This window comes from Pseudomonas sp. c313, assembly GCF_055407145.1.
In genome coordinates, this window is the sequence record NZ_JBUZRD010000001.1 from 674,362 (window position 1) to 697,910 (window position 23,549).

Annotated in this window: 26 protein-coding genes; 22 read left to right on the top strand and 4 right to left on the bottom strand. The window is 59.6% G+C overall.

The genetic code is table 11. The features are described from left to right. The 19 genes from fliO to ACZRKZ_RS03390 all read left to right on the top strand — a co-directional run bounded on the left by fliO (position 1) and on the right by ACZRKZ_RS03390 (position 17,795). The gene (gene fliO, locus ACZRKZ_RS03300) at positions 1 to 435 is read left to right on the top strand and encodes a flagellar biosynthetic protein FliO (RefSeq protein WP_149411393.1); all 435 of its coding nucleotides are present in this window, start codon (positions 1 to 3) and stop codon (positions 433 to 435) included. Then, positions 435 to 1,178, top strand: a complete 744-nt coding sequence (gene fliP / locus ACZRKZ_RS03305) for a flagellar type III secretion system pore protein FliP (RefSeq protein ID WP_463980698.1) — start codon at positions 435 to 437, stop codon at positions 1,176 to 1,178. The genes fliO and fliP overlap by 1 nt, the downstream gene beginning before the upstream one ends. An 18-nt stretch (positions 1,179 to 1,196) precedes the next feature. Beyond that, positions 1,197 to 1,466 carry a flagellar biosynthesis protein FliQ gene (gene fliQ, locus ACZRKZ_RS03310; protein ID WP_463969626.1) on the top strand — a complete coding sequence of 90 codons (270 nt, stop codon included), beginning with the start codon at positions 1,197 to 1,199 and terminating at the stop codon, positions 1,464 to 1,466. Positions 1,467 to 1,474: 8 nt separating this feature from the next. Continuing rightward, on the top strand, positions 1,475 to 2,251 hold the full coding sequence (gene fliR / locus ACZRKZ_RS03315; RefSeq protein ID WP_463980876.1) for a flagellar biosynthetic protein FliR: 777 nt from the start codon (positions 1,475 to 1,477) through the stop codon (positions 2,249 to 2,251). A gap of 3 nt (positions 2,252 to 2,254) precedes the next feature. After that, positions 2,255 to 3,391, top strand: coding sequence for a flagellar biosynthesis protein FlhB (flhB, locus tag ACZRKZ_RS03320; RefSeq protein ID WP_463980699.1), 1,137 nt, complete (start codon positions 2,255 to 2,257; stop codon positions 3,389 to 3,391). 176 nt (positions 3,392 to 3,567) lie between these two features. Continuing rightward, positions 3,568 to 5,703: a flagellar biosynthesis protein FlhA gene (flhA, locus tag ACZRKZ_RS03325; protein WP_463969628.1), complete on the top strand. Its 2,136-nt coding sequence runs from the start codon at positions 3,568 to 3,570 to the stop codon at positions 5,701 to 5,703. Between the two features lie 11 nt (positions 5,704 to 5,714). Then, on the top strand, positions 5,715 to 7,031 hold the full coding sequence (flhF, locus tag ACZRKZ_RS03330) for a flagellar biosynthesis protein FlhF (protein WP_463969629.1): 1,317 nt from the start codon (positions 5,715 to 5,717) through the stop codon (positions 7,029 to 7,031). A 124-nt stretch (positions 7,032 to 7,155) separates the two neighbouring features. Beyond that, positions 7,156 to 7,989, top strand: coding sequence for a flagellar synthesis regulator FleN (gene fleN / locus ACZRKZ_RS03335; RefSeq protein ID WP_460134917.1), 834 nt, complete (start codon positions 7,156 to 7,158; stop codon positions 7,987 to 7,989). Next, a complete protein-coding gene (fliA, locus tag ACZRKZ_RS03340; RefSeq protein WP_133099133.1) occupies positions 7,986 to 8,726 on the top strand; it encodes an RNA polymerase sigma factor FliA in 741 nt (246 codons plus the stop codon). Before fleN ends, fliA begins: the two co-directional genes overlap by 4 nt. A 167-nt stretch (positions 8,727 to 8,893) precedes the next feature. Then, positions 8,894 to 9,268 carry a chemotaxis response regulator CheY gene (locus ACZRKZ_RS03345; RefSeq protein WP_463980700.1) on the top strand — a complete coding sequence of 125 codons (375 nt, stop codon included), beginning with the start codon at positions 8,894 to 8,896 and terminating at the stop codon, positions 9,266 to 9,268. A gap of 18 nt (positions 9,269 to 9,286) precedes the next feature. Then, entirely contained in the window at positions 9,287 to 10,075 is a 789-nt protein-coding gene (locus ACZRKZ_RS03350; RefSeq protein WP_463969630.1) for a protein phosphatase CheZ, read from the top strand. Positions 10,076 to 10,087: 12 nt separating this feature from the next. Further along, the gene (locus ACZRKZ_RS03355; protein ID WP_463980701.1) at positions 10,088 to 12,277 is read left to right on the top strand and encodes a chemotaxis protein CheA; all 2,190 of its coding nucleotides are present in this window, start codon (positions 10,088 to 10,090) and stop codon (positions 12,275 to 12,277) included. 49 nt (positions 12,278 to 12,326) lie between these two features. Then, entirely contained in the window at positions 12,327 to 13,445 is a 1,119-nt protein-coding gene (locus ACZRKZ_RS03360) for a protein-glutamate methylesterase/protein-glutamine glutaminase (protein ID WP_463980702.1), read from the top strand. Then, positions 13,445 to 14,185, top strand: a complete 741-nt coding sequence (locus ACZRKZ_RS03365) for a flagellar motor protein (protein WP_463969633.1) — start codon at positions 13,445 to 13,447, stop codon at positions 14,183 to 14,185. Before ACZRKZ_RS03360 ends, ACZRKZ_RS03365 begins: the two co-directional genes overlap by 1 nt. Positions 14,186 to 14,200: 15 nt before the next feature. Then, positions 14,201 to 15,088, top strand: coding sequence for a flagellar motor protein MotD (gene motD, locus ACZRKZ_RS03370; RefSeq protein WP_463969634.1), 888 nt, complete (start codon positions 14,201 to 14,203; stop codon positions 15,086 to 15,088). 51 nt (positions 15,089 to 15,139) lie between these two features. Further along, complete coding sequence (locus ACZRKZ_RS03375; RefSeq protein ID WP_149411402.1) at positions 15,140 to 15,928, top strand: ParA family protein; 789 nt, start codon at positions 15,140 to 15,142, stop codon at positions 15,926 to 15,928. Between the two features lie 84 nt (positions 15,929 to 16,012). Then, entirely contained in the window at positions 16,013 to 16,846 is an 834-nt protein-coding gene (locus ACZRKZ_RS03380; protein WP_463980703.1) for a CheW domain-containing protein, read from the top strand. Between the two features lie 73 nt (positions 16,847 to 16,919). Beyond that, positions 16,920 to 17,402, top strand: a complete 483-nt coding sequence (locus ACZRKZ_RS03385; RefSeq protein WP_017849392.1) for a chemotaxis protein CheW — start codon at positions 16,920 to 16,922, stop codon at positions 17,400 to 17,402. Continuing rightward, the gene (locus ACZRKZ_RS03390) at positions 17,403 to 17,795 is read left to right on the top strand and encodes a DUF2802 domain-containing protein (RefSeq protein WP_149411404.1); all 393 of its coding nucleotides are present in this window, start codon (positions 17,403 to 17,405) and stop codon (positions 17,793 to 17,795) included. 81 nt (positions 17,796 to 17,876) lie between these two features. On the opposite strand, the gene ACZRKZ_RS03395 is transcribed toward ACZRKZ_RS03390, so the two are convergent. Together ACZRKZ_RS03395 and ACZRKZ_RS03400 are read right to left on the bottom strand one after the other, a co-directional pair. Further along, positions 17,877 to 18,164, bottom strand: a complete 288-nt coding sequence (locus ACZRKZ_RS03395) for a HigA family addiction module antitoxin (protein WP_133099122.1) — start codon at positions 18,162 to 18,164, stop codon at positions 17,877 to 17,879. A 14-nt stretch (positions 18,165 to 18,178) separates the two neighbouring features. Continuing rightward, positions 18,179 to 18,457, bottom strand: coding sequence for a type II toxin-antitoxin system RelE/ParE family toxin (locus tag ACZRKZ_RS03400; RefSeq protein ID WP_463980704.1), 279 nt, complete (start codon positions 18,455 to 18,457; stop codon positions 18,179 to 18,181). Positions 18,458 to 18,773: 316 nt separating this feature from the next. Between ACZRKZ_RS03400 and ACZRKZ_RS03405 the strand changes: the two genes are divergently transcribed. Next, the gene (locus ACZRKZ_RS03405) at positions 18,774 to 20,090 is read left to right on the top strand and encodes a hypothetical protein (protein WP_463980705.1); all 1,317 of its coding nucleotides are present in this window, start codon (positions 18,774 to 18,776) and stop codon (positions 20,088 to 20,090) included. On the opposite strand, the gene ACZRKZ_RS03410 is transcribed toward ACZRKZ_RS03405, so the two are convergent. Next, positions 20,084 to 20,413, bottom strand: coding sequence for an EscU/YscU/HrcU family type III secretion system export apparatus switch protein (locus ACZRKZ_RS03410; protein WP_149411405.1), 330 nt, complete (start codon positions 20,411 to 20,413; stop codon positions 20,084 to 20,086). The genes ACZRKZ_RS03405 and ACZRKZ_RS03410 overlap by 7 nt on opposite strands. Beyond that, on the bottom strand, positions 20,410 to 21,987 hold the full coding sequence (gene fliK, locus ACZRKZ_RS03415; RefSeq protein WP_463969638.1) for a flagellar hook-length control protein FliK: 1,578 nt from the start codon (positions 21,985 to 21,987) through the stop codon (positions 20,410 to 20,412). The genes ACZRKZ_RS03410 and fliK overlap by 4 nt, the downstream gene beginning before the upstream one ends. A 197-nt stretch (positions 21,988 to 22,184) precedes the next feature. Between fliK and ccmA the strand changes: the two genes are divergently transcribed. Both ccmA and ccmB read left to right on the top strand, forming a co-directional pair. Continuing rightward, positions 22,185 to 22,820: a cytochrome c biogenesis heme-transporting ATPase CcmA gene (ccmA, locus tag ACZRKZ_RS03420; RefSeq protein ID WP_463980706.1), complete on the top strand. Its 636-nt coding sequence runs from the start codon at positions 22,185 to 22,187 to the stop codon at positions 22,818 to 22,820. Continuing rightward, the gene (gene ccmB, locus ACZRKZ_RS03425) at positions 22,817 to 23,485 is read left to right on the top strand and encodes a heme exporter protein CcmB (protein ID WP_133099117.1); all 669 of its coding nucleotides are present in this window, start codon (positions 22,817 to 22,819) and stop codon (positions 23,483 to 23,485) included. Before ccmA ends, ccmB begins: the two co-directional genes overlap by 4 nt. Positions 23,486 to 23,549 lie beyond the last annotated feature (64 nt).

Genomic DNA, 23,549 nt, shown 5'->3' on the forward strand with positions numbered 1-23,549 from the left:
ATGAAGCGCTTGGTGGTGGGACTGTTGTGGGCGCTGCCATTAAGCGCCTTGGCGGCTGAACCGGTGGTTCAAGCGGCAGCGCCTGCTGTCAGCAGCGGCATGGCCGGGCAACTGACCCAGTTGGTACTGGGCTTGTTGCTGGTGGTCGGGCTGATTTTCGTCCTGGCTTGGCTATTGCGCCGGGTGCAGCGCATTGGTCCGGGTAATGCCCAGGTCATTGAAGTGGTGGGTTCGCGAGCCCTTGGCCCGCGTGACCGGCTGGTGCTGGTGCAAGTGGGTGAAGAACAGATTCTGCTGGGCATCACTCCCGGGCGCATCACCCCGCTGCATGTACTCAAGCAGCCGGTGCACGTGGCCCAGACCCAAACGGCTACGCCGGAGTTCGCCCAGCGCCTGATGGAGTTGTTGGGCAAGGACCAGAAGGATAAGAAGTGATGCGCGTTTTATTGACGCTCATGCTGTTGCTGGCTGCGCCTCTGGCACTGGGGGCCGACCCGTTGTCGATCCCGGCGATCACCCTGGGCACCAACGCGGCCGGGGCGCAGGAGTATTCGGTCAGCCTGCAGATATTGTTGATCATGACTGCGCTGAGCTTTATCCCAGCGTTCGTCATGCTGATGACCAGCTTCACCCGCATCATCATCGTCTTCTCGATCCTGCGTCAGGCCCTGGGCCTGCAGCAGACGCCGTCGAACCAGATCCTCACCGGCATGGCGTTGTTTTTGACGCTGTTCATCATGGCCCCGGTGTTTGACAAGGTGAACCAGCAAGCCCTGCAACCGTACCTGGCCGAGAAAATGACGGCCCAGGACGCGATCGACAAGGCCCAGGGCCCGATCAAGGATTTCATGCTGTCCCAGACCCGCTCCAGCGACCTTGAGCTGTTCGTGCGCCTGTCCAAGCGCACCGACATTACCAGCCCTGACCAGGCGCCGCTGACCATCCTGGTGCCGGCGTTCGTCACCTCGGAACTGAAGACTGCATTCCAGATAGGCTTCATGATTTTTATCCCGTTCCTGATCATCGACCTGGTGGTGGCCAGTGTGCTCATGGCGATGGGTATGATGATGCTGTCGCCGCTGATCATTTCTTTGCCGTTCAAGATCATGCTGTTTGTGCTGGTGGATGGTTGGGCGCTGATTATCGGCACCCTGGCTGGCAGTTTTGGTGGTGTTTAGTTCGATAGGTAACGCCTCATGACCCCAGAAGTCGCAGTCGACCTGTTTCGCGAAGCGTTATGGCTGACCACCATGATGGTGGCTGTGCTGGTGGTGCCCAGCCTATTGGTGGGCCTGGTGGTGGCGATGTTCCAGGCCGCGACCCAGATCAACGAACAAACCTTGAGCTTCCTCCCGCGTCTGCTGGTGATGCTGGTCACCCTGATCGTCGCAGGTCCCTGGCTGGTGCAAACCTTCATGGAATACATCCTGCAGCTGTATGGCAGTATTCCGCAGCTGATCGGCTGATGAGCCCGCTGCTGGAGTTGACCAACGCGCAGATCGGCACCTGGGTGGCCTCATTCATGCTGCCGCTGTTTCGCATCGCCGCAGTGCTGATGACCATGCCGGTGTTCGGTACTACCCTGGTTCCAACGCGAGTGCGCCTGTTTTTTGCGGTAGCGATCGCAGTGGTGCTTGTCCCTGGCTTGCCGCCGATGCCCACCGTCAATGCCCTGGACCTGAGTGCGTTGCTGCTGATTGCCGAGCAGATCCTGATCGGCGCGCTGCTGGGTTTTTCCCTGCAACTGTTTTTCCAGGCCTTTGTGATCGCCGGGCAAGTGATCTCGATCCAGATGGGCATGGGCTTCGCCTCCATGGTCGACCCCACCAACGGCGTGTCGGTGGCGGTAATCGGGCAATTTCTGACCATGCTGGTGACCTTGCTGTTTTTGGCCATGAACGGCCACCTGGTGGTATTCGAAGTGCTCACCGAAAGTTTCACCACCTTGCCGGTGGGTGAGGGGCTGGTGGTCAGTCATTTCTGGGAGCTGGTGGGTCGCCTCAGTTGGGTGCTGGGCGCCGCCTTGCTGTTGGTGCTGCCGGCGATCACCGCGCTGCTGGTGGTCAACATTGCCTTTGGCGTGATGACCCGGGCGGCGCCGCAGTTGAACATCTTCTCCATCGGTTTCCCCCTGACCCTGGTGCTGGGCATGGGGATTTTCTGGGTCGGCATGGCCGACATTCTCAATCAGTATCAACCGCTGGCCAGTGACGCCTTGCAGTTTTTACGTGATCTGGCACGGGCGCGCTGAGCCATGGCCGAGAGCGAGAGTGGTCAGGACAAGACAGAAGACCCCACGGACAAACGAAAAAAGGACTCCAGGGAAAAGGGCGAGATTGCCCGCTCCAAAGAGCTCAATACTCTCGCGGTGATGCTTGCCGGTGCCGGTGGCCTGCTGATCTACGGCGGTGGCCTGGCCCTAGATCTGATGGAGTTGATGCGTCTGAACTTCTCCTTGCCTCGCGAGGTGCTGCTGGATCAGCGCTCCATGGGCATCTACCTGCTGCACTCGGGGAAAATTGCCATCCTGGCGATGCAGCCGGTGCTGGTCACATTGCTGCTGGCAGCAATCATTGGGCCGATTTCCCTCGGTGGCTGGCTGTTTGCCGCCGGCAGCCTGGCGCCCAAATTCAGCCGGATGAACCCCGGTGCCGGGATCAAGCGGATGTTTTCGGCCAAGGCGCTGATTGAGTTGCTCAAGGCCCTGGCCAAGTTCTTCATTATTTTGTTTGTGGCGCTGGCGGTGTTGTCAGCGGATATCGACGATCTGCAGCGCATCGCCCATGAACCGCTGGAGCTGGCAATCATCCACAGCGTCCAGGTGGTGGGCTGGAGTTCACTGTGGATGGCCCTCGGCCTGCTGTTGATCGCCGCCGTCGACGTCCCGGTGCAGTTGTGGGAAAGCCACAAGAAACTGCTGATGACCAAGCAGGAGGTGCGCGACGAGCACAAGGACCAGGAAGGCCGGCCGGAAGTGAAACAGCGCATTCGCCAACTGCAGCGCGAGATGTCCCAGCGCAAGATGATGTCGTCGGTTCCCGATGCTGATGTGGTCATCACCAACCCGACTCACTACGCCGTGGCCCTCAAGTACGACCCGGAGAAGGGCGGCGCACCGATGCTGCTGGCCAAGGGTAGCGACTTTACCGCCCTGAAAATCCGCGAAATCGCCGTGGCCAACGACATCCTGCTGCTGGAATCGCCGGAACTTGCCCGGTCGATTTTCTACTCCACCGACCTGGATCACGAAATCCCTGCCGGTCTTTATCTGGCCGTGGCCCAAGTATTGGCTTACGTCTATCAGATCCGCCAATACCGCGCTGGCAAGGGCAAGCGCCCAGACCCCCTCAAGGATCTGCCGATCCCGCCGGATTTGCGCCGCGATTCTTGAGGCTTCTGTTGCCAGCAATGACCCTTTCTAAGTCAGGCCCCCCGTCGTAGATACCGTCTTGAACCTCATCGGGCGAGAGAACGATCTGCACCTTCAAGCAAAAGTTGGAAGGCTTCTTGCAATGACGCCTTCACGTCGCCTTCTGGCGTCAAAAGTTTGCTTCAAGGAAACGAGGAATGCCGGTGGATCGTTCTCAAATGCTCAACAATGCCCGAGGCACGCTGACAGACCTTTCACGAGGCAATCTGGGCGTACCGTTGTTGCTGTTGGTCATGCTGGCAATGATGATGTTGCCAATGCCGCCGTTCCTGCTCGACGTGTTCTTTACCTTCAACATTGCCCTGTCCATCGTCGTGCTGCTGGTTTGCGTCTACGCCCTGCGGCCCTTGGATTTCGCGGTTTTCCCTACTATTTTGCTGGTCGCCACCTTGCTGAGGCTGGCGCTCAACGTGGCCTCCACGCGGGTGGTCATGCTTCACGGCCAGGACGGCCACGCCGCTGCGGGCAAGGTGATCCAGGCCTTCGGCGAGGTAGTGATCGGCGGTAACTACGTGGTCGGTATCGTGGTGTTCTCGATCCTGATGATCATCAACTTCGTGGTGGTGACCAAGGGCGCCGGGCGGATTTCCGAGGTGAGCGCGCGTTTCACCCTCGACGCCATGCCCGGCAAGCAAATGGCTATCGACGCCGACCTCAACGCCGGCCTGATCGACCAGAACCAGGCCAAGAACCGCCGCCTTGAAGTGGCCCAGGAAGCCGAGTTCTACGGCTCCATGGACGGCGCCAGCAAGTTCGTGCGCGGTGACGCCATCGCCGGCCTGCTGATTCTGTTTATCAACCTGATCGGCGGCATGGCGGTTGGTATCTTCCAGCATGGCATGACCTTCGGCGACGCCGGCAGGGTCTACGCCTTGCTGACCATCGGTGACGGTTTGGTGGCGCAATTGCCATCACTGCTGTTGTCCACCGCTGCCGCGATCATGGTGACCCGTGCTTCGGGCTCCGAAGACATGGGCAAGCAGATCAATCGGCAGATGTTCTCCTCGCCCAAGGCTCTGGCGGTGGCGGCCGGCATCATGGCGGTGATGGGTATTGTGCCTGGCATGCCCCATGTGTCCTTTCTTTCCATGGCAGCCCTCGCGGGGGGCGCGGCCTACCTGTTCTGGAAAAAGCAGAGCGGGGTCAAGGTCCAGGCGCTGCAAGAAGTTGCACGTCAGCAGGAACTGCTGCCATCGCCGTCCCGTGCCCAGGAAACCAAGGAGCTGGGTTGGGATGACGTGACGCCTATCGACATGATTGGCCTGGAAGTGGGCTACCGCCTGATTCCCCTGGTGGACCGTAACCAGGGCGGGCAATTGCTGGCGCGGATCAAGGGCGTGCGCAAGAAGCTGTCCCAGGACCTGGGCTTTCTGATGCCCACTGTGCACATTCGTGACAACCTCGACCTGGCCCCCAGCGCCTACCGCCTGACCTTGATGGGCGTGACCCTGGCAGAAGCCGAGATCTACCCGGACCGGGAGTTGGCGATCAACCCCGGCCAGGTCTTCGGCACCCTCAGCGGCATAACCGCCAAAGATCCGGCTTTTGGCCTGGAGGCTGTGTGGATCGAAGCCAGCCAGCGCAACCAGGCGCAGTCCCTGGGCTACACCGTGGTGGATGCCAGCACGGTGGTCGCCACCCACCTTAACCAGATTCTCTACAAGCACTCCCACGAGTTGATTGGCCACGAAGAAGTCCAGCAACTCATGCAGTTACTGGCCAAAGCCTCGCCGAAACTGGCTGAAGAACTGGTGCCGGGAATACTGTCGCTGTCGCAACTGCTCAAGGTGCTGCAAGCGCTGTTGGCCGAACAGGTGCCCGTTCGGGACATTCGCAGCATTGCCGAAGCCGTCGCCAACAATGCCGCCAAGAGTCAAGATACTGCCGCGCTGGTCGCCGCGGTGCGCGTCGGATTGTCCCGCGCCATCGTCCAAAGCATTGTAGGGCTTGACTCCGAGCTACCTGTGATCACCTTGGAACCAAGGTTGGAACAAATATTGCTCAATAGTATTCAGAAGGCAGGGCAAGGCCAGGAAGAGGGCGTTCTGCTGGAGCCAAGCATGGCTGAAAAGCTGCAGCGTTCGTTGATCGACGCCGCACAGCGCCAGGAAATGCAGGGCCAGCCGGTGATTCTGCTGGTGGCAGGCCCCGTTCGGGCGATGTTGTCGCGGTTTGGACGCCTGGCAGTACCGAATTTGCACGTTTTGGCTTATCAGGAAATTCCTGACAATAAGCAAGTGACTATCGTCGCGACAGTAGGCCCCAACGGCTGAGGTAGTGGGTTATGCAAGTGAAGCGTTTTTTCGCCGCCGATATGCGTCAGGCCATGAAACTGGTTCGTGATGAGCTGGGCGCCGACGCCGCGATTATCGGTAACCGTCGCATTGCCGGCGGTGTCGAGCTGACGGCTGCCCTGGATTACCAACCCTCGGCGCTGGCGCCGCGCGTACCGAACATGGAACTGGAAGACGAGCTGCGCAAGACTGCCTCGCGCATTGTCTCGGCCCAGGCCGAATTGAGCATGCGCGGCGACAGCGACGCCACCACCAATCGCCAGTTGTTCGCCGGCCTGCCGCTGACTGCCTCCGAGCCGCTGGTAGAGCCGACCTTTGTCGAGCCACCACGTCCTGCGGCGCCCGCACAGGCGGCGCCGGTCGATCAGCGTGTGTTCGACTCGATGCGTTTTGAACTCAACGGCCTGCGTGAGCTGCTGGAAGTGCAGCTTGGCTCGTTGGCGTGGAACCAATTGCAGGGCAGCAAACCGCAACAGGCCAACCTCTGGCGCCGCCTGCAACGCATCGGCCTGTCCGGCCCGTTGTCCCGCGATCTGTTGGCGCTGACCACCGAAATTGAAGAGCCTCGCCAGGCTTGGCGCATGTTGCTGGCCCATCTGGCGCGGATGATTGCTACCCCGGAAATCGAACCCCTGGAAGAGGGTGGCGTGATTGCCATGGTCGGCCCTGCCGGCATGGGCAAGACCACCACCCTGGCCAAGCTGGCAGCCCGATACGTGCTCAAGTACGGCGCGCAGAACATCGCGCTGGTGAGCATGGATAGCTACCGCATTGGCGCCCAGGAACAGCTCAAGACCCTGGGCCGCATCCTCAACGTGCCGGTGACCCATGTCGATCCAGGCCAGTCGTTGGCCAACGCCCTCGATCCGCTGCTGCGCAAACGCGTGGTGTTGATCGACACCGCTGGCCTGCAAGCCAGCGATCCGGCCCTGCGCATGCAGCTGGAAAGCCTGGCTGGGCGCGGGATCAAGTCAAAAAATTATCTGGTGCTTGCAACAACCAGCCAAAAACAGGTTCTCACCGCTGCGTATCACAGTTACAAGCGTTGTGGGCTGGCGGGCTGCATCCTGACTAAACTCGACGAAACGGCGAGTCTGGGCGAGGTGCTGAGTTTGGCAATTAGTCATGAATTACCGGTCGCCTACCTGACCGACGGGCCGCGGATTCCGGATGATTTACATCTGCCGCGCCGTCATCAGTTGGTCAGCCGTGCTGTCAGCGTGCAAATGCAGGAAGAACCCAGTGAGGAAGCGATGGCTGACATGTTCGCGGATCTCTACCACAGTCCGGCCAAACGGGTCGGCTGAGGGCAACATGGCCTTCAATTTTAAAACGACAGTGCAAAAAAGTACCTACATCGATGGTCTGCCAGCAGTTCGCGCGACCACCTCATGTAGCCTGCGTCTAAGCAAGACAAGGTAAAGAAATAAAATGGGCAGCATGCATCCCGTACAGGTGATCGCGGTGACCGGCGGCAAAGGTGGCGTCGGGAAAACTAACGTGTCAGTGAATTTGTCCCTGGCCCTGGCAGAGCTTGGCCGCCGCGTCATGCTGCTGGATGCCGACCTGGGACTGGCGAACGTTGACGTTCTGCTGGGACTGACGCCCAAACATACATTGGCCGATGTCATCGAAGGCCGCTGTGAGCTGCGCGACGTGCTGTTGCAGGGGCCCGGCGGGGTTCGCATCGTGCCGGCTGCCTCTGGCACCCAGAGTATGGTGCATCTGAGCCCGGCGCAGCATGCGGGCCTGATTCAGGCCTTCAGCGATATTGGCGACAACCTCGACGTGCTGGTGATCGACACCGCCGCCGGGATTGGTGAGTCCGTGGTCAGCTTTGTGCGCGCAGCGCAAGAAGTGTTGCTGGTGGTCTGCGACGAGCCCACCTCGATCACCGACGCCTACGCCCTGATCAAACTGCTTAACCGCGACTACGGCATGAACCGCTTTCGCGTGCTGGCCAACATGGCCCAAAGCCCGCAGGAAGGACGCAACCTGTTCGCCAAGTTGACCAAGGTCACGGATCGCTTCCTCGATGTCGCCTTACAATATGTTGGCGCAGTTCCCTATGACGAGTGTGTGCGCAAGGCTGTGCAAAAGCAGCGTGCAGTCTATGAAGCATTCCCTCGTTCGAAGTGCGCACTGGCGTTCAAGGCTATTGCTCAGAAGGTCGATACTTGGCCGTTGCCCGCCAATCCCCGGGGGCATCTGGAGTTTTTCGTCGAGCGATTGGTGCATCAGACGAGCGCAGGACCGGTGTTATGACAGCCAGCGGCTATAACCTTTACAAGAGTTCGGCTCGTGATAGCCAAGGCGAATTGATTGAGCGCTATGCGCCCTTGGTCAAGCGCATTGCCTACCACTTGCTGGCACGCTTGCCTGCCAGCGTCCAGGTCGAAGACCTGATCCAGGCAGGCATGATCGGCTTGCTCGAAGTGTCGACCAAATATGACGCGAGCAAGGGTGCGAGTTTCGAGACGTATGCGGGTATCCGTATCCGTGGCGCGATGCTCGACGAAGTGCGTAAAGGTGATTGGGCGCCGCGTTCGGTCCACCGCAATACCCGCATGGTAAGTGACGCAATTCGCTCAATTGAAGCAAAAACCGGTCGTGACGCTAAAGATCACGAAGTTGCGGCCGAACTCCAATTGAGTCTCGACGATTACTACGGGATTTTGAACGATACCTTGGGCAGTCGCTTGTTCAGTTTCGACGACCTGTTGCAGGACGGCGAACATGAAGGGCTGCATGAGGACGGCGCGAGTGCTCATCTTGAACCGTCGCGCGATCTGGAAGATGAACGCTTCCAGGGCGCACTGGCGGACGCGATTGCCAATTTGCCGGAGCGTGAGCGACTAGTGTTGGCGCTGTACTACGACGAAGAGCTGAACCTCAAGGAAATCGGTGAGGTCCTGGGGGTCAGCGAATCGCGGGTCAGCCAGTTACACAGCCAGTGCGCGGCCCGCTTGCGGGGGCGTTTGGGAGAGTGGCGAGCGCGCTGACAGGCAGTGTGGGGACACTGCGAACGACACCGTCCATGCTCTTGGTGTGGGCGGGTTAGCCCGTGGTGTACCCCAGCAGTCCTTTTTGTGTAACGCCTGTTGATTGAAATGGCGCGCCAGGTGCTGGACGCGTTTAAGACTGCTTGGAGGTCGAATTGGACAAGAACATGAAAATCCTCATCGTTGATGACTTCTCAACGATGCGGCGGATCATAAAAAACCTGTTGCGTGACCTTGGGTTCACTAACACGGTCGAGGCGGATGACGGCATTACAGCGATTCCGATCCTCAACAGCGGGAGCATCGACTTTCTGGTAACCAACTGGAACATGCCGGGCATGACCGGTATCGATTTGCTGCGTCATGTGCGCGCTGATGAAAAACTGCGCAGCCTTCCCGTGCTGATGGTGACCGCCGAAGCCAAGCGTGAACAGATCATCGAAGCCGCCCAGGCCGGGGTCAACGGCTACGTGGTCAAGCCATTCACCGCATTGGCCTTGAAAGAGAAGATCGAAAAAATCTTCGAACGCATCAACCATTGATGTCGCCACGGGGGAGCTATGGAGCATAACGAATCATCGCAGGCCGATTTCGAATCGACCCTGAAAAAACATGCTCACCAGTTGGTCGAAAGCCTTGAAAAAGGCCGGTTCGGCGATGCGGTGCAGTTGATCCATGAGCTTAACCAGACCCGTGATCGCGGCCTGTACCAGGAAGTGGGCAAACTCACCCGTGAGTTGCACAGTGCAATCGTCAATTTTCAGATTGACCCGCACATGCCCCAGGCCGAAGAAATCTCGCAAATCACCGATGCCACCGAACGCCTGTCCTATGTGGTCAGGCTGACTGAGGCGGCGGCGAACCGCACCATGGATCTGGTGGAAAACGCCACGCCTCTGGTCAACGGCATGTCCAATGAAGCCAAGGCGCTGGGCACCGACTGGGGCCGTTTCATGCGCCGGGAAGTGGGCGCCGAAGAATTTCGTGAGCTGGCGCGTCGGGTCGAAGGGTTTCTGTCGCGCAGTGAGCAGGAAAACCGCACGGTTTCCAGCAACCTCAACGACATTCTGCTGGCCCAGGATTACCAGGACCTCACCGGCCAGGTGATCAAACGAGTGACCCAACTGGTCACTGAAGTGGAAAGCAATTTGCTCAAACTGGTGCTGATGGCCGGGCAGGTGGATCGTTTTGCCGGTATTGAACATGACCGCGAAGCGATCCTCTCGGAAAAAGATCCACAAAAACACCTCGCCAAGGGTGAAGGTCCGCAGATTCATGCCGATAAACGTGAAGACGTTATGTCAGGGCAAGATGACGTAGACGATTTGCTGTCCAGTCTTGGATTTTAGGAGCACACGTACATGAGCTTCGGCGCCGATGAAGAAATCCTTCAGGATTTTCTTGTAGAGGCCGGCGAAATTTTGGAGCAACTGTCCGAGCAACTGGTTGAGCTGGAAAGCCGACCGGATGATGCGAACCTGCTCAATGCAATTTTTCGCGGTTTTCACACTGTAAAAGGGGGCGCCGGCTTCCTCCAGCTCCATGAGCTGGTGGAGTGCTGTCACATCGCCGAGAACGTGTTCGACATCCTGCGCAAGGGTGAGCGGCACGTCGACTCGGAATTGATGGACGTGATTCTGGAAGCATTGGACGCGGTCAACGGCATGTTCAGTGAAGTGCGCGAACGTGCACCGATCACTGCCGCCACCCCGCAATTGCTGGCCGCTCTGGCGCGCCTGGCAGAACCGGCTGCCAATGCACCTGCACCTGCACCGGTGGCTGAACCTGTGGCCGAGCCTGCGGGTGATGTCACTGACAGCGAATTTGAACAACTGCTTGACTCGCTCAATGCCGTCAAGGCCCAGGCTGAGGCTCCGGTAGCCGCGACACCAACAATGGTGCCGACTACCGAAGACATTACCGACGACGAGTTCGAGTCGTTGCTCGACCAGTTGCATGGCAAGGGCCAGTTTGCCCCCGACGCCGTGGCGGCGACGCCCGCTCCAGTGAAAGCGGCTGCACCTGCCAGCAATGAAATCACCGACGACGAATTCGAAGCATTGCTGGATCAGTTGCATGGCAAGGGCTCGTTTGCCGCTGAAGCGCTGCCGGCAGTCGCTGCGGCTGCTGCGCCAGCCGCACCCGCTGCCGATGGCCTGATCTCTGATCACGAGTTCGAATCCCTGCTCGATGACCTGCATGGCAAGGGCAAGTTCTCCGACGTCGCACCTGCCGCTGCTGCCACGGCCACGGCCGCTGTTGCCACACCGGCTCCGGTTGCCGCCAAGGCCGCTGCGCCAGTGGCTGCGAAACCTGTGCCTGCCCCGGCCCCAGCGCGAGCACCTGCTGCCCCCACCCCGGACAAGCAACCCGTCAGTGAAGCCGAAACCACCGTACGGGTTGATACCGCACGGCTGGACGACATCATGAACATGGTCGGCGAGCTGGTGCTGGTGCGTAATCGTCTGGTGCGCCTGGGGCTTAACAGCGGCGATGAAGCCATGCAAAAGGCTGTATCGAACCTCGACGTGGTCACCGCTGACCTGCAAACCGCCGTCATGAAGACCCGGATGCAGCCGATCAAGAAAGTCTTCGGCCGCTTCCCGCGCCTGGTTCGCGACTTGGCTCGGCAGTTGAAGAAAGAGATCAACCTGGAACTGGTGGGCGAAGAAACCGACCTCGACAAAAACCTTGTCGAGGCCCTGGCCGACCCGCTGGTCCACTTGGTGCGCAACGCAGTTGACCACGGCATCGAAACCCCGGAAGAACGTGAAGCAACGGGCAAGACCCGTGGCGGCAAGGTGATTCTGGCGGCGGAACAGGAAGGCGACCATATCCTGCTGTCCATCTCTGATGACGGCAAAGGCATGGACCCGAACATTCTGCGGGGCATCGCGGTCAAGCGCGGCGTGATGGACAAGGACGCCGCCGACCGCCTGACGGACACCGAGTGCTACAACCTGATTTTCGCACCGGGTTTCTCGACCAAGACCGAGATTTCCGACGTGTCCGGCCGTGGCGTGGGCATGGACGTGGTGAAAACCAAGATCAGCCAGCTCAATGGCTCGATCAATATTTACTCGACCAAGGGCCAGGGCTCGAAGATCGTCATCAAGGTGCCGTTGACCCTGGCGATCATGCCTACCCTGATGGTGATGCTGGGCAACCAGGCCTTCGCTTTCCCGCTGGTCAACGTCAACGAAATCTTCCACCTCGACCTGTCGCGCACCAACGTGGTGGACGGCCAGGAAGTGGTGATCGTGCGCGACAAGGCGTTGCCACTGTTCTACCTCAAACGCTGGCTGGTGGCCTCGGCCAAACATGAAGAGCAGCGCGAAGGCCATGTGGTGATTCTCTCCGTGGGCACCCAGCGTATCGGCTTTGTCGTCGATCAACTGGTAGGCCAGGAAGAAGTGGTCATCAAGCCTTTGGGCAAAATGCTGCAGGGAACCCCGGGCATGTCGGGTGCGACCATTACCGGTGACGGTCGGATCGCACTGATTCTCGATGTTCCGAGCATGCTCAAGCGTTACGCCGCACGGCGTATTTGATTCTGGCTGGGCGGGGCGGTTGTCCCTCGCCCCGCCTAACGGAGTGGTTATGGTAGTCAAGGTTCTGGTGGTGGATGATTCGGGTTTCTTCCGCCGCCGCGTCTCGGAAATTCTTTCAGCGGATTCCAATATCCAGGTGGTCGGTACGGCCACCAACGGCAAAGAGGCGATCGATCAAGCTCTGGCGTTGAAGCCGGACGTGATCACCATGGACTACGAGATGCCGATGATGGATGGCATCACCGCTGTGCGGCACATCATGCAGCGCTGCCCGACCCCGGTGTTGATGTTCTCCTCGCTGACCCACGAAGGCGCGCGAGTGACCCTCGATGCGCTGGACGCTGGCGCCGTGGACTTCCTGCCGAAGAATTTCGAAGACATCTCGCGTAACCCCGAGAAGGTCAAGCAGATGCTCTGCGAGAAGGTGCACAGCATCTCGCGCAGTAATCGCAGCAGTTTCAGGGCTGCGGCGCCTGCCCCGGTGGCAGCACCTCCCGTGGCGCCGAGCACGTTCGGTCGCGCGGCACCTGCACCGGTTGCGCGCGCTGCCGTGGCGCCGGCTCGTGCAGCGGCCCCCAGCACCCATTCGGCGGCCCCTAAGCGCAAGGCTTACAAGTTGGTTGCCATCGGTACGTCCACCGGCGGTCCGGTAGCCCTGCAACGGGTGTTGACTCAACTGCCGGCGAACTTCCCGGCACCTATCGTGCTGATCCAGCACATGCCTGCCGCGTTCACCAAGGCCTTCGCCGAGCGCCTGGACAAGCTGTGCCGCATCAGCGTCAAGGAAGCCGAGGATGGCGACATCCTGCGCCCTGGCCTGGCCCTGCTGGCCCCAGGCGGCAAGCAAATGATGATCGACGGCCGTGGCGCGATCAAAATCCTGCCCGGTGACGAGCGCCTGAACTACAAGCCCTGCGTGGATATTACCTTCGGTTCCGCCGCCAAGTCCTACGGCGACAAAGTTCTGGCGGTGGTGCTCACCGGCATGGGCGCCGACGGTCGTGAAGGTGCGCGCCTGCTCAAACAGGGCGGCAGTGCGATCTGGGCCCAGGATGAAGCCAGCTGCGTGATCTATGGCATGCCCATGGCCATCGTCAAGGCTGACCTGGCCGACGCCGTCTACAGCCTGGACGACATCGGCAAGCACCTGGTGGAGGCCTGTCTCTGATGGATGTGTTGAGCCTGTTGGGCATCATCCTCGCATTTGTCGCCATCATCGGCGGCAACTACCTGGAAGGCGGCCATCTCGGCGCCCTGGCCAACGGCCCGGCGGCGTTGATCGTGATAGGCGGTACCGTGGGGGCGGCGTTGTTGCAGTCGCCCCTGAGTTCGTTCAAGCGCGCCATGCAGATCCTGATATGGATTATTTTTCCGCCGCGTGTGGATTTGCCAGGCGGCATCGACCGGGTGGTCAACTGGAGCCTCACGGCGCGCAAGGAAGGCCTGCTGGGCCTTGAGGGCGTGGCAGATGCCGAGCCCGACAACTACGCGCGCAAAGGCCTGCAATTGCTGGTGGATGGCGCCGAGCCGGAAGCCATTCGCAGCATCCTGGAAGTGGACTTCTGCACCCAGGAAAGCCGCGACATCAATGCTGCCAAAGTCTTTGAAAGTATGGGCGGCTACGCGCCGACCATTGGTATCATCGGTGCGGTCATGGGCCTGATCCATGTGATGGGCAACCTGGGCGACCCTTCGCAACTGGGCAGCGGTATCGCCGTGGCGTTTGTCGCCACCATCTATGGCGTGGCCAGTGCCAACCTGCTGCTGTTGCCGGTGGCCAGCAAGCTCAAGTCTATCGCCATGCGCCAGTCCCGTTATCGCGAGATGCTGCTCGAAGGCATCCTGTCGATTGCCGAGGGCGAGAACCCGCGCTCCATCGAATTGAAGCTCCAGGGCTTCATGGATTGATGGGAGGTATGTGTTGTGAGTCGTCGTCGCCGCGAGCCTGAAGAACACGTCAACCATGAACGCTGGCTGGTGTCCTACGCCGACTTCATCACCTTGCTGTTCGCTTTTTTCGTGGTGATGTACTCCATCTCGTCGATCAACGAAGGCAAGTACAAAGTTATCTCCGAAGCGCTGGTGGGCGTGTTCAACGACTCGGACCGCGCCCTCAAGCCCATCCCCATTGGTGACGAACGCCCGAAGACCGTGACCCCGGCCAAGCCCCTGGTCAAGGATAGCGATGAAACCGACGCCGGCGTCAGTGGCGGCAGCGATCCGCTCAAAAGCATCGCCGATGACATCAGCGCCGCCTTTGGCGACCTGATCAGCTCCAACCAGATGACTATTCGCGGCAACGAGTTGTGGGTCGAAATCGAGCTCAACTCCAGCCTGCTGTTCGCCAGCGCCGACGCCATGCCCAGCGATATGGCCTTCACCATTATCGACAAGGTGGCGACGATTTTGAAACCTTTCGACAACCCGATCCACGTCGAAGGTTTTACCGATAACCTGCCCATCAGCACGGCGCAGTACCCGACCAACTGGGAGCTGTCCTCGGCCCGCTCGGCGAGCATTGTGCGGATGATGGCGATGCAGGGTGTGAACCCTGGGCGCCTGGCGTCTGTGGGTTATGGCGAGTTCCAGCCAGTGGCCAATAACGCCACTGCCGAAGGTCGCGCGCGCAACCGCCGGGTGGTGTTGGTGGTGTCGCGCAACCTGGATGTGCGCCGCAGCTTGACCGGCACCGGCACCGCCAATGCGCGACCGGATGCCGCATTGAAGCGGGCTGGCACACAAACTGCACCGACGCCTGTAAAGCCGCCGGGTCGAGAGAGTGCCGTCAATTCTCCGTCACCGGTTCTATAACCCCATGCTATTTCTCGGTCGAGCCTGTGCCTGCCGGGAGGAACAATCCGAATGAGAGTCTGGGCAGTTGCCAATCAAAAGGGTGGAGTCGGCAAGACCACCACCTCCATCGCCTTAGCCGGCTTGCTGGCCGAGGCGGGCAAGCGTGTGGTCGTGATCGACCTGGACCCCCATGGCTCGATGACCAGCTATTTCGGCTACGATCCCGACGCTCTGGAGCACAGCTGCTACGACCTGTTCCTGCACAAGGGCAGCGTACCCACCGGCTTGCCGGGGCAACTGCTACTGCCCACCAGTCATGACAAGGTTTCCCTGTTGCCGTCCAGCACCGCCCTGGCCACCCTTGAGCGCCAGTCGCCGGGGCAGAGCGGCTTGGGCCTGGTCATCGCCAAGACCCTGGCGCAACTGTGGCAAGACTTCGACTACGCCATTATCGACAGCCCGCCGTTGCTCGGCGTGCTGATGGTCAACGCCCTGGCGGCGAGCCAGCAACTGGTGATTCCGGTACAGACCGAGCACCTGGCAGTCAAAGGCCTGGAGCGGATGGTCAGCACCCTGGCGATGATCAACCGTTCGCGCAAACAGGCGCTGCCCTACAGCATTGTCCCGACGTTGTTTGACCGTCGCACCCAGGCGTCCCTTGGCACCTTGCGCGTTTTACGCGATGCCTATCCAGAGACCATCTGGCAAGGCTATATCCCGGTGGACACCCGGTTGCGCGATGCCAGCCGTGCCGGGCTTGTACCTTCGCAGTTCGACGGTAAAAGCCGTGGCGTGCTGGCGTATCGGGCATTGCTCAAGCACTTGCTGTCGCAGCAGCTTGTTGCGCAGGTGGCGTGAGATGACCGTGAATTCAAGTCTGCGGGCCATTGTGCCGATAACCTTTGAATACAGGGTTAACGGGGCTTGCGCGTGGGCATACAGATGAATCGTCCTGTCGACCTCAAGACTCGGCCGCAGCTGGCTTTGCAGTCCTATCTGGACGCGTTGTTGCAGGATGCGACCGAGGATGAACTGCCTGAGCCGATCCTGGTGCTGGACGAAGTCGTCGAGCTGCCAAGCGTCGAGCCGGAAACCGTCCTGGATGAGTTTCAACTGGCCGTATTGGAAGAGCAGGCCCGTGATGCCCTGGTTGTTCCGGTTCCGGTCCTGGTTCCAGTGACGAAACCTGCCAAGGAGGCGCCTGCGCCTTTGGCACTGGTGCCGTCTGTTGTGGTGACACCGGTGGCTGATGTTCACCTGCCGCCGAGCATCACCCCGCCGCCAGTAGAGGGCGATGGCCGGCCAGCCTGGGCCGCCGAGCCGTTCGAGTGCCTGCTGTTCGACGTGGCTGGTTTGACCCTGGCGGTGCCGTTAGTGTGCCTGGGTTCGATTTACTCGCTGGAAGGCCAGGAGCTGACACCGCTGTTCGGTCAGCCAGAATGGTTCCTCGGCATTTTGCCGAGCCAGGCAGGCAACCTGAAGGTGCTGGACACCGCGCGCTGGGTCATGCCTGACCGGTATCGCGATGATTTTCGCCAGGGCCTGCAATACGTGATCTCGGTCCAGGGCTACGAGTGGGGGCTGGCGGTGCATCAAGTCAGCCGCTCGCTGCGCCTGGACCCCAACGAAATCAAATGGCGCAGCCACCGTGGCCAGCGGCCATGGCTGGCGGGCACCGTGATCGAACATATGTGCGCGTTGCTGGACGTCGCCGAACTGGCGGAGCTGATTGCCAGCGGCGCGGTTAAAGCTATGCCGGGTAACAAACGTACTTGAATAAAAAAGCGCAGCACCGTTGTGCTGCCTACGAACACACACCGTTATCAACGGTTCTTGAAGGGGTCAGGGTATGAACAAGTCAGCGTCCGCACAGGGTTTGGATGATCCGATCCTGCAATGGGTTACCTTCAAACTGGACAACGAGTCCTACGGCATCAACGTGATGCGCGTGCAGGAAGTGCTGCGCTACACTGAAATCGCCCCGGTGCCGGGCGCGCCAAGCTACGTGCTGGGTATCATCAACCTGCGCGGCAACGTGGTGACGGTCATCGACACCCGCCAGCGCTTCGGCTTGATCCCGACCGAAGTCAACGACAACACCCGTATCGTTATCATCGAAGCCGACAAGCAAGTGGTCGGGATCATGGTCGACAGCGTCGCTGAGGTGGTTTACCTGCGTCAATCGGAAGTGGAAACTGCGCCGAACGTCGGTAACGAAGAATCTGCCAAGTTCATCCAGGGTGTGTGCAACAAGAACGGCGAACTGCTGATTCTGGTTGAGTTGGACAAGATGATGAGCGAAGAAGAATGGTCGGATCTGGAGAACATCTGATTGATCCTTGAGGTAGCGGTGATCGTCCTGGCCCTGCTGTGGGTCGGGACACTGGTTATTTTGCTGCGCTACATGCGCCAGCAACGCGAATTGACCCTGCAACAGGCCGAGCGCGATGCTGTGCGCGACCAGCGTATGCGTGAACTGGCCAAGCGAGTCGACAACTACCAGCAAAGCGCTGTGCGCGTCGGGGAGGACGTGCACGAGTTGCGTTCAGTGCTGGCGCCATTGCCGGACAAACTGGCTGCGCTTGAACAGCGCGATCCGTCGAACCTGTCTTTTGCCCAAGCGGCGAAGTTGGTGGGCATGGGCGCTACGGTCGATGAGCTGACCCAGTCCTGCGGCTTGACCCAGGCTGAGGCACAGTTGATGAGTAAGTTGCACAAGAGCTGACATGGATTTTTGGTTGTAACGATCAAATTGTCGACAAAAAAACCGCTGACCAGACTGGCTCAGCGGTTTTTTTATTGTTGATCATTCAATCCGGGCAAATCGCTCTATTTTTGGTTGCTCCCGATGCTCCGCCTGCCACAGGTCGTAACCACTTTGCATCGACAGCCACAATCGCGCGGTGCTGATGCCTGCTCGTTCCAGCCTTACCGCAAGGTCAGGGCTGACTGGGGCATGACCATGCAGGATTCTTGAGAAAGTTTCTCTGGCGAAGCCGAGACGACGAGCCACTTCCGTGATGGTCATTCCCAATCCGGGGATCACGTCCTCAAGAAGAATTTCTCCTGGGTGAGGAGGGTTGTGCATACCCATATAGGTACCTCTACTCAGTGGTAGTCAAGATAATCAACGAGTTCGACCTGGTCATCGAGCATGCGAAAAATGATGCGCCAGTTGCCACTGATACTCACAGACCAGTAGTCGACAAGGTCGCCTTTCAGCCGATGAAAGCGCCAGCCTGGTAATGCCAAGTCACTCCAGTGGCCGGCGCTGTTCAGAATCAGCAAGGCGCGACGCAAGCGATTTGCATGGTTCGCGTTGATTCCTTTAGTTGAGCCAGTCTCATAAAACGCCCTGAGGCCTTTATGCTTCCAACTGACGATCATGGCGCAATTGTGATGTGATACATCACGCCGTGCAATGACCGCTTATCTGATTGGGTGGACAGGTTCATAACGCCCCGCTGCTGATGTGATTCAAACTACTGAGGCTAGAGGGGCGGGTTCTGAGCGACAACCCTATATGCCTGTCGGAAGACTCCGGGTTGGCCGTCAGCGAGCGCACTCTGAGTCTTCCTGGAGTTATTACCATTGCGCTGGACCTGCTGGTTTTAGGCTTTCTTACCCGTCAGTAAGTTATGTCCTACATGCAGTACAGGGCTCTCCCATTATGTTTCCATCTTGATCAATCAAGGTGGTCCATATGCCTACTAATAGTCTTGGGAATATACCGGTCGCACATCCTGCTGCTTGGGTGCCTGACAGTATCGATAGCAAACAACGCAGTGACGATCTGAGGCTTAAGAGCAACACCGCAAATGGCCATTTGGGCTGTGGCCTCCATGACGCAGGATTGGCTTACATCAACCAAGACAACTCCCGGTCAGTGTTGAGCAATCTGCTAAAGCTTGCGCGCGGCGAAAATACCTATAACGCCCGCCTGGCTTGCCTGAAAGCAGATCCCAGCATCGAGTCATGGCAGGCACTTACCCGCGATCCCGAGGCGCTGAAGGCTCTGCAAAAAAGCGACTGGGGTGGCTTTACAGCGCGCTTGATGGGCCCCGGCGTCTGGCTGCCGGAAGTCGATAGCCTCAATGCCAATATTCTGAAAAACCTCACCACCACATTGAGCAGCCAATACGCGGCAACCTTCCAGTCATTGCTGCTCGGCCCGGACCCCATCGAGAAAAAAGACATTGCGATTGTTCGGGGTGCGCCTTCGGCGGGTAAAACGTCGTTCCTGAAGGGCCGATTTGCCTTGGGCGCCGACGATGTCAAAAACATGATCCAAAATCGTCTGCCAGGCCTGACGATGCCCCAGGTTCACACCCAGGGGGCCGCTCTTTTGCAAAGTTTTCTGGGTTCAATGGAGCGCAAGTTTGATCAGGCGCTGACCCGCGATGCGCTTTATCTGTGGCCCAAAGACTTTGATGGCAAGCTGGGCGTAGCGGTATCCAGAGGCGAGCAAAAAGTGGCAGTGCACGATATTCAGGTGGACTTGGCTACCTTGTGTTGTCGCATCCTCAAGCGCTCCACGGATGAGGCGTTGATGAACTTCGATACCTTGAGCATTTTTTTCAAGGCCTCCCTGGAAAACAGGCAAGGGACTATAGAGTCGGTGGAGAACAACCGCGATGTCGTCAGCGAGTACTCGTTAACCGCCTGGGATGGCACCAAGCCGGTAACGGTCGCCGAACGTGTTCCTGGCTCAAACACCATTGAAGTCAAGGATGCAGCGTTATTTGCCGAGCATGTTGCCCGTGATCCAGCCGCGATATCGGCAGAAATACAACGGGTGCGCGATACCGTGATCGCCCCAGGGTTTATCAACCTGTTTGTTCGCGATCTGGATCCGGCAACGGCGAAGGTATTCACTCAGGCGCTGAGCCGCTATGAAGGCAAGACGTTGAGCCAGGCGCTGGAGTTGCACGCCAACAAGGCACATGTGCCGACTTCGATTGCGGCAAGGGTACTGGAGCAAGTGCTACCGAGTGGATTGCACTGCGGGAGGGCTCAATAATCGTCCCCACGCTCCGTCACATCCCGCTCCACCGGCCTCGCATCCGGGTCGTACCCCACCGGGAACTTGCCCTTCAACGTCCAGGCAAACGCAATGATCTCAGCGATGGTGCGATACAACTCCTCGGGGATGCTGTCGCCCAATTCCATCCGCGCCAGCAATTTGACCAGTTCGGCATTTTCATAAATCGGTACTTCATTTTCTCGCGCCAACCTGAGGATGGCTTCGGCGAGGGCGTCGTCGCCCTTGGCGGTCAGGGTTGGCGCGGCTTTGCCGTCGTATTTGAGGGCGATGGCCTGGCGCGGCGGGGTGGGGTTTTTCATGCGGTTTCATCCACCCAGCGTTGCTCAAGCCCGGTTTTCGGGCCACGGGGCGGGGTGCCGAGGTGGCAATCGAGGTCGCCGACGTTGAGCCCAGACGACACCAGGCGCTCGCGCAGGTTACCCAGGTGGCTTTCGATCAGGCTGGCGGTGTAGGGGCGGGTGGCCCAGAGCTGGCTGGAGAGTTTGCCCTGGGTCAGTTGCGCCTGGACCTGCAATGGGCCCAAGGGCTCCATGTCGAAGGCCAGTTCCACGCGCCAGAGCATCTTTTTCGCGTCCCGTTCGATCTTGCGTTCGGGCTGTTCCTTGTCCGGCGCCGGTTCTTCACGCTGGAACTTGACCTGCAAGGGCACGATGTCTTGCAAGGTGCGCATGGGGATTTCCAGTTGCCAGGTGGTTTGCAGCCGCCCATCGGCGGTGGTGCCGGTTTGTTCCAGGCTCGACAGTTGATGGCTCTGCAAGCGGGAGATGGCGCCAGCAGCCAGGCGCAGCAAATTTTCCAGGCTGCCTTCGCCTTCCAGGCGTTGCATCAACCGTTCAGGCAAGGGAAAGCCGCCGGGGGAGGGCTTCGCACCAACCTGGCCGAGGGTGCCTAACGGGCTGCGTACGAAGCTGGGCAGCATTTGGGCCAGAGTGTTGGCCGCCAGGATCGCATTGAGGTTGGTGCTGGCGGGCAGGGCTGGCATCAACTCTGCCACCAGCCGCAGCAGGCTGCCTTTCATGTCGAGGGGCGGCACCTGTGGATTCTGTCCCGCCAGTAATTTTGCTTCGAGAAACACACCGCTGTTCTGTAGCAACTGAGCCAAGGCCTTGGGATTGCTGACTTGCGCCAAGTCCGGCAACCCGGCCAGTAAACGCTCCACGGCAGCGCGCAGTTCCACCGGCGTGTCGTCGCTGCGGGGCAGGTTTTGCAGGGCCTTGAGCACGCCCTCCAGGGAGCCCTGGCGGCTCTGCTGGGTGGCGAGTTGTTGGCTGACGGCCAGTTGATCCCGGCGATTACTCAGGGGCACGAAACTCAAGGTCTGCGCATCCTGGATCACGGCGCTGAGCAGACTGCCAACCCGTAGCGGCTGTGGGCTTTCGAGGGTCAGGGTCGCGCCGCTCAGGGCATTGTTGAGCACCGAGATCAGCGAACGAAAGAGCGCAGGCTGCCCGGCACCCTGGGGCAAGGCCTGGCTGGTCAGCACTTTGGCTTGCAGCAATGTGCCTACTGGCAATTGGTTGGTGTCGATGCGGGTGAGAGCGGCTACGTTGGCGCTGAGGGCCTGTTGCAGGCTGATGGCCAGGTCGCCCGATGAGGTCTGGCTCACTGCCACATTGCTGCCCAACGGCAGCGGTTGGGTGCTGTTGGCCTGCACCAGGGTTTGTCGGCCGCCCTCCAGGGTCAGCTTGAGCAACAACTGAAAGGCTTCGCCACCTTGCTTGAGGGCCAGGACCTCGGCGTTCACAGTTTTTCCGGCATCGATCAGCCCGGTCTGGGGCTCCAGCAGTTTCAGCAATTCACCGACCGCCGGGGCAGGGCGAGGCCCGGCCGGGGCCGCTGGAGGAAGCGTTGGAAGGTTGATGTCACCGGTCATCGCACGCGCCGTCTCAAGGAAATTGCCCTCTTTAGAGTAGGGCATCGCATGTATAATGCCGCCCGTCTTCAAAGAGAGTGTCAAAAACATCACAACTGATTGATCCAACTCTCTAAAACAGGCGGCCAATGCATTTACTCTGCATCTCTATAACGGCCGATCCATTGCCGACTTGAACCGTAAAGGCCCGCGATCTCTTGACCAGCCCTCTTCTAGAAGCCGTAGCGCTCGCTTGTGAGCGCGACCTGCGGATGCTCTTCGAACACCTCGAACTGCGTCTGGCGGCCGGCGACATGGTGCAGATCAGCGGACCCAACGGCAGCGGCAAGACCAGCCTGTTGCGCCTGTTGGCCGGGTTGATGGCGCCAACGGCGGGCGAAGTGCGGCTCAACGGCAAACCCTTGGTCGAACAACGCACAGAGCTGGCCCGCAATCTGTTGTGGATTGGCCATGCTGCGGGGATCAAGGACGTGCTGACGCCCGAGGAAAACCTCAGTTGGCTCAGCGCCCTGCATCACCCGGCAACCCGCGAGTCGATCTGGCAGGCCCTGGCCGCTGTTGGCCTGAAGGGCTTTGAAGATGTTCCCTGTCATACCCTGTCCGCCGGCCAGCAGCGCCGCGTGGCCCTGGCCCGCCTGTATCTGGACGGCCCGCTGCTGTGGATTCTCGACGAACCCTTCACTGCCCTCGATAAACAGGGCGTGGCTCAGTTGGAAGAACACCTGGCCAACCACTGCGAATTGGGCGGCATGGTGATCCTGACCACCCACCATACGCTGACGCGGATGCCGTCCGGTTACCGTGACCTGGACCTGGGACGGTGGTCGGTATGAGTGTCTTCGCCCTGTTGGTCGCCCGTGAAGCGCGGCTGTTGTGTCGCCGTCCGGCAGAACTGGCCAACCCGCTGGTGTTTTTCGCGATTGTCATTGCCTTGTTCCCGTTGGCGGTCGGACCCGAGACTAAACTGTTGCAAACCTTGTCTCCGGGACTGGTCTGGGTAGCAGCCCTTTTGTCCGTCCTGCTCTCGCTGGACGGGCTGTTTCGCAGTGATTTCGAGGATGGTTCCCTGGAGCAGTGGGTCCTTTCGTCGCACCCCCTGCCTCTTCTGGTTCTGGCCAAGGTACTGGCACACTGGGCGTTTTCCGGCCTGGCGTTGGTTTTGCTCGCGCCACTGCTGGCGATGATGCTGGGATTGCCCGCCGAGTGCCTGCCGGTGTTGCTCATGTCATTGTTGCTTGGCACGCCGGTATTGAGTCTTTTGGGAGCCGTCGGTGCGGCACTGACCGTCGGCCTGAAACGGGGAGGCCTGCTGCTGGCCCTGCTGATTTTACCTTTGTATATCCCGGTGTTGATCCTGGGCAGCGGTGCTTTGCAAGCTGCGCTCATGGGCATGCCGGCAACCGGTTACCTCTTGTGGCTTGGTAGCCTGACCGCCCTGGCGGTAACCCTGACACCTTTTGCTATAGCCGCCGGCCTGAAAATAAGTGTCGGCGAATAATGAGGTCTGGCTAATATTTAGCCAGTAAAGACCCTTGGCTTCTTGAACTGCCTTGAAGCAACCG